Raw genomic sequence first — 12,300 nt, forward strand, 5'->3', positions numbered from 1 at the left:
CAGCTCCCCATTACCGGCTTTGCCCATAAGGCAGGAGTTGTAGGCGATGCGTGTGGCGCCGCAGTCATCGCACTGCTCGACGTGGCCGCCGAGCACCGCCGTCCGGCATGCCGTGATCGCGCCCATGACGCGCCGCTCGACGCGGCCCAGATGCTCGGCACGGGCTTGCCGAAACGCGTCGCCGTGGCGGCGGAAGATATCCGCCACTTCCAGAACCGGAGCCATCAGGACCGCTCAGCCGGGCGGCACGACCTCCAGGCGGAGCCGGTCAAGCGGACTTGGCGTATTGCTGATGGTCTTGGTGGCGACCTGGGTATAGCGCGCCGTGCTGGCCAGGCTGGCATGGCCGAGCAGCACCTGGATGATGCGCACGTCGGCCCCGTTCTCCAGGAGATGGGTCGCGAATGTGTGCCGCAACGTGTGCACTGTCACCGACTTGCTCAGGCCGGCCGCCGCACAGGCTGAACGGCAGGCGGCGTGCAGCACGTTGGGGACGAGCGGACGCTCGTCGTCGCGGCCAGGAAACAACCATCGCTTTGGCCGAGTGAGCCGCCAATATGTCCGCAGAATCCTCAAAAGTTGCGGCGAGAGCATAACGTAACGGTCCTTGCCGCCCTTGCCGTGCTCGACCCGGATCAACATCCGTTGGCTGTCGATGTCGACAACCTTCAAGAGGACCACTTCCGATACGCGCAGTCCGGCGGCATAGACCGTGGTCAGCGCGGTACGGCTCTTCAGGCTCGGGATCGCCTCCAGAAAGCTCACCACCTCGTCGGCGCTCAGCACGACCGGCAACTTGCGCGGTTGGCGCGCATAGGCGATGCGTTCCGGAACGGTGTCATGACCAAGCGTCACACCGTAGAAGAACCGCAGCGCGCAGACGATTTGGTTCAGCGCCGGCCAGGACATCCCCGTCGCCACCAGATGAACCTGGAAGGCACGGATATCCTCCAGGTCAAGGCGGTCGGGAGAGCGACCGAAATACCGGCTCAACTTCGCTACGGCGTTGAGGTAGGATTGCTGCGTCGCCGGTGACAGATTGCGGACCGTCATGTCCTCGATCATGCGGCGGCGAAGTGGGCTGATCTCAGCCATCGGAAAACCTCCTGTCTGAAGGGTTGGGCTTCGAAAACCCACAATCCTCTCAGACAGGAGGCAATCCTTGCTATGCCTCCCTACATGCCGCGACAGCGGCTTCGTTCAATCCTCAAAATGCAAAAAGCCGCTGCGGATTCTATGCTCAGCCCGCACTATGCGGCCGCCAACTCAGCTGCGGATTCCGCCAGTCGATGCCCTCCAGCGAGGGCCTTTGTTGATGCCCCTACTTTTCATGGTGATCCTCCCTCAGATCGATCTTCGCGACACGGTGATGTCTCAAGCTGCGAATGGCTTGCAAGGAGGTTGCGTTGTCGGGAAAGAGAAAGCGGCCTGAAGGCTCCCGGAGGGTCAGGATGCTCCCTCGCTTGAGCTGAACATAGATCCACTTGGTGGGAATCCCGAGGCGGGTTGCCAATTGGGTTACTGTCAAATGGTCTGCGACCGCCGGCCATCGTGTTTGCCGATGTTGCACCTTGAGGCGGCGTTTAAGACGAATGCGCTGGACCGTGATCGGCAGGACTTTATCCGCCTCCCATGGCGAGTGATGCCCTTCCTGCGTCAGAATGCGCGCGATCTCATCGTCATGCATGCCCTCACGAGTCAGCGTGCATATGCGCTCCACCATCTCTCGGTGCCGCGGCAAGGCGGCCACGGCATTAACCGGTAGTGTGACCAGAAGCTCAGTAGTTGCGCCACCGCGCCACACGATGCGCACCTCGGCCTTGTCGCGGGCGCAACGACGCATCACGACCTTTTCGATCAGACAGCGCAAGAGCGCCTTACGATGATCCCTGCGGGTCGCCGGATTCTCCCACAGCGCCGGAAGACGATTTCCGAGGGCGATCACCTTGGCACGCACATCGTGAGGAACGCCCAAGGGTTCATTGGCCTTGGGCATCTTTCGCTGGGTCAACGCTTCCTCAGCTCGGCGCAGCTCCGACAGAGCGGCTTCCCACCGCCGCTCGAGCTCGCCGGTCACCAGCCGGTTGTCGGGATCGGCGCGATTGAACTGGCGCTCGGCGAGGGCTGCTTGATAGCGAAGCCTCTCGACCTGCTGCTCCTCAGCGTAACACAGGGCTCTTTCGAATTGCAGATGGGTTTTGCGCGCTTTGGACAACGCATCGATTTCCGCCGGCGCCACCGCTTCCAAGAATGCCGCTGCAACCTGTGCGTCGATCGGTGCAGCACGCAGGTTCTGACACTCCGGCGCACCGCGCTGGATTTTCAAATAATTGCAGACATATTGACTGCCGCCCTTGTAACGCACGGCCATCTTGTGTCCGCATTCGCCACAATAGGTGATACCGTGAAGCAGGGCTGCCCCATCCCGCGGGATGCCACGGCTCTTGATGTGCTGGTACTCCGCTCGATTGTCGCGCAGCATCGCCTGGATCTTCTCGAAGGTCTCCCAATCGATGTAGGTCGGGTACTTTTCCCTCACCACGATCCTCCAGTCCGTTCCACGACGCGGAGCTTTTTGGGGACGCTCTCCCGGTATTTGGGATGGCTTCTGCCAAGTCCTTCCATAGACAAAGGCGCCTGCATAGGCCGGATTCTTGAGGATCGCTGTCACGGCTGACACCGTCGCAGGCTGCCAGCGCAGATCGCCATGGCGGTCGCGGCGAGGCAGTGCCAAGCCGCGGCCAACAAAGGCCCGCATCACTTGCGCGGCGGTCCGTACTTTCAGGAAGGTCTCGAAGAGCAGCAACAGGCGCCCCTGCACCTCGAGATTCGGGTCCTTGGTGACCACCCCAGAAGGATCGCGGACAAGGCCCGCCGGCAGTTGCAGGGCCAAGTCACCGCGTTCGGCTCTTGCCAAAAGCCCAGCCGTCATCCGGCTTTTGATCGTGTGCAATTCCAGCTCTGAGATCGTACCCTTCAGGCCGAGCAGCAGGCGGCCATTGGGGGTTCCGGGATCGTAGATGCCGTCACGGTCGGCGATCAAACAACGGCGGTGCCCGCAGACATCAAGCAGCGGGTACCAATCCGAACAATTGCGCGCCAGGCGCGTCACGTCCATCGATAGAATAAGACCGACCTCGCCAAGAGTGACGCGTGCGACCAGATCCTTAAATCCTTTCCGGTGGGCTGCCGCAGCGCCACTCTGCCCAAGATCGCTATCAATCACATCGATGTCGACCTCGCGCCATCCGAGCTCGCGAGCGCGCTGTGAGAGGGCATACTGAAGCTTGAGGCTTTCTTGATTGTTGATCACTTGGTGTGGCGTCGATTGCCGCACATACACCACTGCTTTGCGGTCCAGGTGATCCGGCTTGACGAGTTCCGAGCCCATCGCTCATCTCCCGCAGGACTTGGCCGAGATCTTCTGCGATCGCTTGCCGGAGCGTTTCCGGCAAACCGCGCCAGACCTCTCGAGGTTCCGATGGGCATGCGCCCCCGCTCTCTTCGGCCAACGCGATTAAGTCCTGCAGCGCGTCGAGGCTCAGCTTGGTCGGCGCGGCGCACAGCAAGCCGTTCCGCTCAAGATTCGTCACCCCGAGCGGCAGAAGAAGCGTGAGACCGAATCGGTAATGTACACGCGCAAAGAGCTCCTTGCACGCTCCACGCGTGGTCGTCTCCTTACCGATCGAGATCAATCGATAGCGCCGGCCATAAAGCGGATGACGCGGATCGACGACTTCCACCTCTTCGAAGGTGGCTACGTCATCGTCACTCTTATGGGCATCTCCCGATGCCCTCGAGCATGTAAGCCATTTGCGCCGCTGAGATCGATACCGCGCCGGCCGACGCCGCGGGCCAAATGAACTTGCCACGGTCAAGGCGTTTGTAACTCAGTTGGAAATGCAAGCGGTTCATCAGTCCCGTTGCAGCTTGTGACGGTGACCCATCCCTTTCATCCGTATTCCGGTCAGAGAGGTGCCTGCGTCGGGAGGCGTGGCAACCGAGCGGGCAAGCTCTTGCTGCTACGCTTTGACGATGGCCAAATCTGCTCTGTTCCGCCGCAATGGACCGATGCAGCAGGCCCCAATCTCGAGGGTGGCGTGGGAGATCGGCGCGCACTGTGCAGTCTCGCCGATCTACTGGCTCTCAGCGGCCTTGTAGAGCGCCTCACGTTGCAAGGCAGGTACGTGACGCCGAAAGTTTGTAAAGGAAATTCTGCCGTAAATGTAAGAGAAATAACGCCGCAGAGCCCATGGACGCTTCGCTGAATGTTGCTTATTCGCAGATCAAATACACCATTAGACGGCAGCGTGGCGCTTGACGATTTAGTCTTTTGCGGCATATTAATAATTACGTTTATTGAGTCGACCTTGGAGAGCGACGCAGGTGTCGGACGGCGTCAAACACAAGCGATCGAAGGTCAGCGCTCTGGCCGCGGATGGGGTGCTCAATCCGGCTCCGGAGAAAGTCGGCGACCCGAGATTCCAGGAGAACGGCTTCTTCGACCCGCGAGACATCGTGCAAGTGAAGTACGAAATGCTGCGGCGCGTATCGGTCGACAAAATGTCGGTAACGGAGGTGTCCGACGAATATGGCGTCTCTCGGCCAACTTTCTATCAGGCCAAAGCGGACTTCGAGGACGCGGGTCTGGCCGGTCTGGTGCCCAGGAAACGCGGACCGCGCGGGCCACACAAGATCCAAGGCGACGTACTGGCCTTCCTCAAGGCACAGGTGGAGCCCGGCGAACCCATTCGGGCGCGCGCACTGGCAAACCAGCTTCGGACCGAGTTCGGCCTCGATATCCACCCCAGAACAATCGAACGTGCGCTCGGCGTAAAAAAAACAGCGTGACCAATCGTGGCCCGGGACCGCATTGCACGATGTCGTCCAACGCCACCGAACAATACGAAATACTGCGCGCAGCCGCGCTCGGCGCCGTTTTGCCGCCGGAGGCGCGCAGCGGCCTTACCGTCCTTCTACACCGCGGCATGTGGGCGTGGACGCGTGCGATTTTGCGTGAGCCTTGCCGGCGCCAACCCATTGCCGTGCCGCTGAGGGCTGGCCTGCCCATCGCGGCCGAAACTTCCGAACGACACACAATCATCCACTTGCTCGCCGCCATCGTGATGGCGACCCCTGAACGGAAAACAGCATGAACGAAAAGCTCAAGGTCCAATCGCATCATCTCGAACGGAGCGCCTATCTCTACATCCGGCAGTCGTCGATGCGACAGGTCATGGAGAACGTCGAAAGCACCAAGCGTCAATACGATCTTCGCGGTCGCGCGATCGGACTTGGATGGCGCGACGACCAGATCATCGTCATCGACAGCGACCAGGGCGAATCCGGCGCATCTGCATCATGGCGCGAAGGCTTCCAGCACTTGGTGTCCGATGTCGGCATGGGGCGCGCGGGGATCGTCATGGGGCTGGAGGTATCCCGCCTCGCCAGAAACAATGCAGACTGGCACCGACTGCTAGAGATATGCGCCTTGGCTGACACGCTTATCCTCGATGAAGACGGCGTGTACGACCCGGCCAACTTCAATGACCGCCTGTTGCTCGGGCTCAAGGGCACGATGAGCGAAGCTGAACTGCATGTTATCAAGGCCCGATTACGCGGCGGCATCCTCAACAAGGTGCGTCGTGGTGAATATCGTTGCCCTCTGCCGACCGGCTTTATCTATGATGAGATTGGCAATGTCGTTCTCGATCCGGACGCTCAGATCCGGGAGATGATCTCCCACTTCTTCGAGACGTTCTCGCGGGTCGGGTCGGCTACGCAGACCGTCAAGACGTTCACCAGGGAAGGTCTGCTCTTCCCCTCACGTCTGCGCAACGGCAAACAAGTGGTCTTCCAACAGCTGACCACATCGACCGCCATGCGCATGCTGCACAATCCTCGTTACGCGGGTGTCTATGCCTATGGCCAGCGCCTTTACCGCCGGACCGTCGATGGAAAGAAACAGCTCCGCAAACGGGACCCCAAGGAATGGCTCGCCTGCATTCCGGACGCCCATCCCGGCTATATCAGCTGGGAGCAGTTCCAGCACAACCTCAAAGTACTCGAGGCCAATGGCCAAGGTTATCAAGCCGTCCGCGCCTCGCCACCGCGCGAAGGCGCGGCTTTACTACAAGGGCGTGTCATATGCGGGCGTTGCGGCAGTCATATGAGCGCCCGTTACGCGGCCCGACGCGGCCAGGTGGACACTTGGTATGTCTGTCACCGCGCTTACGCCTCTCGCGGCGAACCCCACTGTCAGTCGATCGCAGGCTGGCCTGTCGACGAAGCGGTCGGCGAATTGATCGCCGCCGAAATGACGCCTGCCGCCGTGGAGTTAGCATTGGAGATCCGAAAAGAGATCGAAGCGCGTCATGACGAAGCGGACAAACTTCGGCTCCGTGCCGTCGAACGCGCCCAGATCGATGCCGATCTTGCACAGCGGCGGTTCATGCTGGTTGATCCGAACAACCGCCTGGTTGCCGACACTCTTGAACGCGAATGGAACGAAAAACTGCGCGTGCTGGCTGATGTGCGAAAAGAAAGAGAACGTGCTCTGTGCGAAGATCGGGTGACGCTCGACGATGCGATCCGGGATCGATTGATCGCGATGACGGCCGACTTCAAAACAGTCTGGTGTGATCGGGCCTTGCCGAACCGCGAACGCAAGCGGCTCCTTGCCTATCTCGTCGAAGACGTCACCTTGCTCAAGTTCCCGGCCGAGGGAGAGACCCGGATCCACATCCGCTTCAAAGGCGGAAAGACCGAAACATTGACCACTCAGAACCCAAAATCCTCCGCACAACAGGTAAAGACCCGGCCCGAGGTGGTCGAACTGGTCGACAAGCTTCTCGACGATCATATCTGCGCCGAAATCGCTGACATCCTGAATGACCGAGGGATCCGCCCCGGCGGCTCAGCACGCCGTGCTAAAGCCGACGCGAAGTTCACTGATTTGCGGGTCATCTATCTTGTTAAACAATATGGTCTGCGCTCTCGCTATGATCGGCTGCGCGAACGGGGGATGCTGACAAAAGCGGAGGCCTGCGCCAAACTCGGCATCACCGAAAGTACCCTGGTCAGATGGGCGAAATACGGCATCGTGAAAAGACATGCCTACAATGGCTATATCGGCCTCTATGAACCGCCAGGACCGCACGTTCCGGCCAAGCAATGCAGCCGATGGAATCAGCTTGCCCACCGCGCTGACATCGTTCGTCAGCTCAACTCTTCAAAATGCACCGATCCCAAAGAAAGGGCTGTAGTATGAAGCCAATTAGTTGGCATAGAGCGACATACCCAGCCCATCGTGCCAGAGAATCTTGACTAGATCACCGCGGCGGCCCCGGAAGATGTAGAGATCGCCGGCATGAGGATCGCGCTTCAAGCTCTCCTGAACCGTGAGAGCCAGGCTTTGCATGCCGCGACGCATGTCGGTGTGGCCAGTGGCGATCCAGACCCTGACGCCGCTCGGGATCGGGATCATCGCCGTCTCAAAAGTTCAAGAACCCGCCGCAGCGCCTCGGTGTCGACGTCCCCATCAACGCGCACGCGCCAGCCGCCGCCAATCTCGATCTCGATGATTCCAGTCCTTGCGCGCTGTGCAGGGGGTGAAGACGCAGTTTGCGGCGTGCTGATCGATGCCGGTGTTGGCGCAGGTGTGATCTCGACGGGAACAAGAGCCGGCACGACATCCCCGCTCAGCCGGCCATCGCGCGCCAAACGGCGCCACGTGAACAATTGGCTCGTAGACAACCCGTTGCGCCGCGCCGCCACCGACACCAATCGTGGCCCGCTATAACTCTCGGCGACGATCCGCCGCTTTTCTTCCAATGTCCAACGGCGTCGAGCGTCCGTCGAGACCACTTCCAATCGGGAGACTTTCGAAATAGGCGTATGGTCAGTCATACGCCTATGTCTTCATCCTTCATCATACCGCGCAAGGCGGTCCTCGCCGGATCGATGCCCTCATGCAACGCCATCGTAGAGCTCGTCGTACCCGCGCGCATGTGTCAATCAGGCCGTCGTCGTATGCGTACATACCAACCACTCTTGGAGCCGCAACTTCCGGCTCGGAAGTTGGGGCTCCAAAAACCGAGCTGACGTTTACATCACAGGCAAATCAGATCATAAGTCGACATCACGTCCCATTCTTTCCAAGAGCAAGTTACCACTGCGAATTCTGGAAGAGCCAGAGTGCTGCGGCTAACCGACAACACTGACAGAAAGTGACAAGGACCTGTTGTCGCCGACAGATCAGTTTCGGGGGGAAGATCACATTCTTGGGGGGTGGGTCACCGCGGGTCGATATCAAAGACCTCTTGCTTTCGAAAAGCCATCTAATGTCACCGTCTAAATGCGTGGTCCAATAGAATGACCCTCGGGGATATCACTTTCTGTCGTTGCCCACCGTAAATATGCTTGGGCCTCGCTAAGAGACCACTTTATGATTCGTTAGCGTTTCGCTTATGAAAAAGGCCATTATTCCGCTCGCTTGTCTAAGAAGCCACGTAACATTGTGCAAGGACTGGCGGGGCCTGATCCGTCCTGTATTTATATCGTCTCATCATTCTAGCTATCACCACAACTACTTATTCTTCCATCACAAAGGCGAATTAAACAGCTTTCTCCTGTCTCTCTCACGATGTCATGGACCACCTGCAAATTCACACATACTGATGCTCGCGCGATGAGCGCAGCGCTCTATAACGCCCAGACGAACTACACAGACTATAAGGGGCAGGCGGTTGAGCTCAAATACATCTATATGAGCAAGGTGGATGCAACAAATTCTGTGAGCGATGGGCGGTTGAGCGGAACCTATACCAGCTCGAGCCGGTCTCCGCATGCTGCGCCTTCCAATTTAGGGCCCTGGTTCATCGCTGTTGACAGCACCGCAAACCTGACCGGCCAGATCGAGGTGGTAGCATGGGGACGAGCGATAAGAGGATGATCGAAATCGCCGCGCATTGGCCTGGCGCTTTGGTGGTGTTGTGCATCTTTGTTGTTTCTGCATGTGTTTGTTTCCCCTGTAAGGTCTTTAATAGCGTATTTGCGCCCGTCATACGCTGCGGGCTTTCTGTAATGGTTTTATTATAAATAAGTCAGGTCAATTGATAACAATGAATGCTTGTGTTTGATTGTTGCCCTGCAACTAACGCGACTTTTTGCGCGAGTGATGGTCTCTTAAACCGAATCAATTTTTTTGAGATTACAATTCGTGAAATGAAGTCGAGATCCGTTTATTCCCGATAAGAGGGATAAAAGTCGGATCCTTTGTGTGGTTGGTCACTAAATTTGCCGAGATCGTCAAGACCGCGGCGCCATCGAAGATGGCCGGGGTCCACTGGCGGCGTCGGCCGAATGGGCCTGTAATGGATCAGTCGCGATCCACCGTAACCGGTATGAGCTCCCACGTCCGCGGTGATCAGCGTGTGCGTGGGTAGCGGATAGGCATCCAATACTGGCGCAAGGCCTCGACGGCCGCCGGGATCTCGGCGTAGGCGTTACGGCCGCCTTGCGGTGATCCGAGCGGCGGACGGCTCTGATCATCGCGACCATGCAGCAGGATGGGCAGCAGCAGGCCGTGATTGACGTTGCCGGCGTCCAGCAACGGCGCCCACGCCGACGGTCTGAGCTGCATCGCGGCATAGAAGCCCTGACACCACGGACGCGGATCGATATCGCCATTGACTTCGCGCCGGTGCATCGGCTCGAACCGATCGGGCGCGGTCGAGAGGGTGTTGCTGATCTCGTTATGGCGCAGCGCGACAGCGGAGATCGCAGCGAACTCCGGGGTGCCGCCGTGGTTGAAAGCATCGGCGTCGATGGCGAGCAGCGGGCAGATCCAGCCGAGCGGGCTCATCGACACCGGTCCGGCTACGATCGCGGCGGCATAGCCGTCGAGCATGGGAATGCTGGTGGCGGCAGGATGCCGATCGACGCGAGCCTGGAGCCATCGCTCGAGCTCCGCAAGCGGCATCGCGGCTGACGCCATCGACGATGCTGCTTTATGGCGACGCGCGTTCATGCAGCAGCCTGTGCGGTGCGATGGCGCGCCGCCTTCCAGTTCCAGGCGAGCAGCTCGCGCAGCTGATGGCTTCTGGTTCGCCCGGACACGATGCGCTCCAGCACATCGGTCAGGTAGGCCTGCGGGTCGAGTTCATGGAGTTTTGCCGTGTTCACGAGCGAAGCCAGGATCGCCCAGCTCTCGGCGCCGCCCTCGCTGCCGCTGAACAATGAGTTGCGTCTTCCCATCGCAATCGGGCGCATGGAACGCTCGACTGTGTTGCTGTGTGTGCCTTGCCAAGGCGCACTGTTCTCCCTGGTGGAAGTCCAGGCCGGCAAACTCTCGCTCCAGCCGGAAGTACTCGGAGCGGGTCAGGAGGCGACGAATGACCTGAAGCACTCTGAGAAAAGGCCCCTTCTGGGGGTCATCGGTCCGCGCGGGCCGCAACTTGCGAGTGAACACCGAGCAGGCTCCGAAAGCGTCATCGTGGGAGCCGACCCGCCATAGCAACGGGGAAGGCCGACGTCCGGGGGGAAGCGAGCGAGAAAAGCACCCCAGGATCCCACCGGGGTAGTGGTGGCAGCACGCGCGGGACATGGACAGTGGGCAACAAGGGAAGTCTGTCGCCGAGGAAGGATGACGAATCCGGACAACGACGAACCCGTGAGGGCCAGCGTCGGCAGCGGCAGATGGCGGATGGGTCCGTACTACCTATGACACCGGGTAACGCCGGAAGAGGGAAGGGACCCTGACTTGCCTCAAGCGAGAGAACGAAGCAAAGAGCACGGCGATTGACGATGAGTCTAACAACACCGGATATGCGCGTTCAGAAGCTGCAGAGCTCGCTACAGACGAAAGCTAAGACCGAACCGACATACCGCTTTTACTCTCTGTGGGACAAAATCTGCCGACCGGATGTCATGGAAGAAGCTTACCAAAGGTGCCGTGAAAACGACGGTGCCCCCGGGGTGGACGGCATAACATTCGAACAGATCGAAACCGAGGGACAGCAGCAGTGGTTGGAAAGTGTCAGACAGGAGCTGAAGGAGGGCACTTACCGTCCCAAGCCCCTTCTGAGAGTATGGATACCAAAGAGCAATGGCGGACGCCGACCACTCGGAATCCCGTGTATTCGTGACAGAATCGTCATGATGGCCACGGTCTTAGTGATCGGTCCCATCTTCGACGCGGACCTGCTGGACAACCAGTACGGATTTCGCCCGAAGCTTGACGCCAAGATGGCCGTGCGCCGCGTGTTTTGGCATATCAAGGACCGGGGACGCCGCGAGGTAGTCGATGCAGATTTACGCGACTATTTCACGTCGATTCCACACAGTCCGCTGATGCGATGCCTGACACGACGGATCGCCGATGGACGACTCCTCTCGACCATCAAAGGCTGGTTGACAGTCCCGGTAGTTGAACGGAGCGGAAGACGGACGATACAGACGGCAGATGCGCGAAAGTTTAAGAAAGGGACCCCGCAAGGCTCTCCTCTGAGTCCATTGCTGGCGAACATTTACTTCCGACGCTTTCTGCTGGCCTGGCGCGACCACGGACACCAAGAACAACTCGACGCCTACGTCGTCAACTATGCCGACGATCTCGTGATCTGCTGCCGCCCCGGCCAAGCCGAGGCGGCGATGAAGCGAATGACGGTACTGATGAGCAGGCTCGGGCTGGAGGTGAACGAGACCAAGACCCGCATCGCTCTATTGCCGTCGGAACGATTTACGTTCCTAGGCTACACGATCGGGCGGTTCTACGGAAAGGATGGACAAGCCTTCATCGGCACGCGTCCGTCCAAGAAAGCGGTCATGAGATTGCTCCGACGAATCCACGAACGCACGACGCCACAGTGGTACCCGGACACACCGGAGAACACCGTCGCCGTCATCAGTCGCCTTCTTCGTGGCTGGTGCGGTTACTTCGACCAAGGCCCTGTCATGAAGACCTATGACTTCATCAGGCAATACGTCGATCGGCGTCTGCGGCACTGGTTGATACAACGAACAGGAAAACGTGGCAGGGGCTTCAAAGAGTATCCGCAGGATTACCTGCACGATACCCTCAAACTCTTCCGCATCCCGACTCGTCGTAACGACCGATCGAGCGCGAAGGCCTGATGAGACAAGTGAAAGCCGGGTGCGGCAAATCCGCATGCCCGGTTTGACGAGCGGCGACTGGAAACGGAACTATGGTGCGAACTGCGACACCGGCAACTGGCGAAAGCAGCCGGAAACAGTAAAGCCTCGCTACCTACGGTCACCGCGCCAGTCGTCGACTCTACC

Annotated in this window: 12 protein-coding genes and 1 pseudogene; 5 read left to right on the forward strand and 8 right to left on the reverse strand. The window is 59.3% G+C overall.

All coding sequences use genetic code 11. From position 1 onward, the window contains the following. The 4 genes from AYJ54_RS31420 to tnpB (AYJ54_RS54120) all read right to left on the reverse strand — a co-directional run. On the reverse strand, positions 1-225 hold a 225-nt coding region (locus AYJ54_RS31420), incomplete at its 3' end, for a transposase zinc-binding domain-containing protein (RefSeq protein ID WP_201724109.1). A gap of 9 nt (positions 226-234) precedes the next feature. Continuing rightward, positions 235-1,095, reverse strand: coding sequence for a tyrosine-type recombinase/integrase (locus AYJ54_RS31425; RefSeq protein WP_063696166.1), 861 nt, complete (start codon positions 1,093-1,095; stop codon positions 235-237). A gap of 226 nt (positions 1,096-1,321) precedes the next feature. Then, positions 1,322-3,391 (reverse strand): recombinase family protein, encoded by a 2,070-nt coding sequence (locus AYJ54_RS31430; RefSeq protein ID WP_063705249.1) that lies wholly within the window; start codon positions 3,389-3,391, stop codon positions 1,322-1,324. Between the two features lie 383 nt (positions 3,392-3,774). Continuing rightward, entirely contained in the window at positions 3,775-3,915 is a 141-nt protein-coding gene (gene tnpB / locus AYJ54_RS54120; protein ID WP_082905928.1) for an IS66 family insertion sequence element accessory protein TnpB, read from the reverse strand. Between the two features lie 23 nt (positions 3,916-3,938). On the opposite strand from tnpB (AYJ54_RS54120), the gene AYJ54_RS54125 reads away from it, so the two are divergent. The 4 genes from AYJ54_RS54125 (at position 3,939) to AYJ54_RS31445 (ending at position 7,270) form a co-directional block, all read left to right on the forward strand. Beyond that, positions 3,939-4,268, forward strand: coding sequence for a DUF5372 family protein (locus AYJ54_RS54125; RefSeq protein WP_161491923.1), 330 nt, complete (start codon positions 3,939-3,941; stop codon positions 4,266-4,268). A gap of 118 nt (positions 4,269-4,386) precedes the next feature. Continuing rightward, complete coding sequence (locus tag AYJ54_RS31435; protein ID WP_063705251.1) at positions 4,387-4,851, forward strand: helix-turn-helix domain-containing protein; 465 nt, start codon at positions 4,387-4,389, stop codon at positions 4,849-4,851. A 29-nt stretch (positions 4,852-4,880) separates the two neighbouring features. Next, the gene (locus AYJ54_RS31440) at positions 4,881-5,156 is read left to right on the forward strand and encodes a hypothetical protein (RefSeq protein WP_063705253.1); all 276 of its coding nucleotides are present in this window, start codon (positions 4,881-4,883) and stop codon (positions 5,154-5,156) included. Further along, complete coding sequence (locus AYJ54_RS31445) at positions 5,153-7,270, forward strand: recombinase family protein (protein ID WP_063705254.1); 2,118 nt, start codon at positions 5,153-5,155, stop codon at positions 7,268-7,270. Before AYJ54_RS31440 ends, AYJ54_RS31445 begins: the two co-directional genes overlap by 4 nt. Positions 7,271-7,276: 6 nt before the next feature. Here AYJ54_RS31445 and tnpB (AYJ54_RS31450) read toward each other — a convergent pair whose 3' ends face one another. From tnpB (AYJ54_RS31450) to AYJ54_RS31465, 4 genes and pseudogenes are all read right to left on the reverse strand, one after another. Continuing rightward, the gene (tnpB, locus tag AYJ54_RS31450; RefSeq protein ID WP_082905929.1) at positions 7,277-7,486 is read right to left on the reverse strand and encodes an IS66 family insertion sequence element accessory protein TnpB; all 210 of its coding nucleotides are present in this window, start codon (positions 7,484-7,486) and stop codon (positions 7,277-7,279) included. After that, positions 7,483-7,908, reverse strand: coding sequence for an IS66-like element accessory protein TnpA (gene tnpA / locus AYJ54_RS47995; RefSeq protein ID WP_082905406.1), 426 nt, complete (start codon positions 7,906-7,908; stop codon positions 7,483-7,485). The genes tnpB (AYJ54_RS31450) and tnpA overlap by 4 nt, the downstream gene beginning before the upstream one ends. Before the next feature lie 1,519 nt (positions 7,909-9,427). Continuing rightward, complete coding sequence (locus tag AYJ54_RS48000; protein WP_347336742.1) at positions 9,428-10,030, reverse strand: YecA/YgfB family protein; 603 nt, start codon at positions 10,028-10,030, stop codon at positions 9,428-9,430. Next, positions 10,027-10,293, reverse strand: a pseudogene (locus AYJ54_RS31465) (transposase domain-containing protein); the annotation flags it as partial. The gene AYJ54_RS48000 and the pseudogene AYJ54_RS31465, both read right to left, overlap by 4 nt. A 636-nt stretch (positions 10,294-10,929) precedes the next feature. On the opposite strand from AYJ54_RS31465, the gene ltrA reads away from it, so the two are divergent. Next, the gene (gene ltrA, locus AYJ54_RS31475) at positions 10,930-12,135 is read left to right on the forward strand and encodes a group II intron reverse transcriptase/maturase (protein WP_245329061.1); all 1,206 of its coding nucleotides are present in this window, start codon (positions 10,930-10,932) and stop codon (positions 12,133-12,135) included. Positions 12,136-12,300: the final 165 nt, after the last annotated feature.

Source organism: Bradyrhizobium centrolobii (genome assembly GCF_001641635.1).
In the GTDB taxonomy this organism is placed as follows: Bacteria; Pseudomonadota; Alphaproteobacteria; order Rhizobiales; family Xanthobacteraceae; genus Bradyrhizobium; species Bradyrhizobium centrolobii.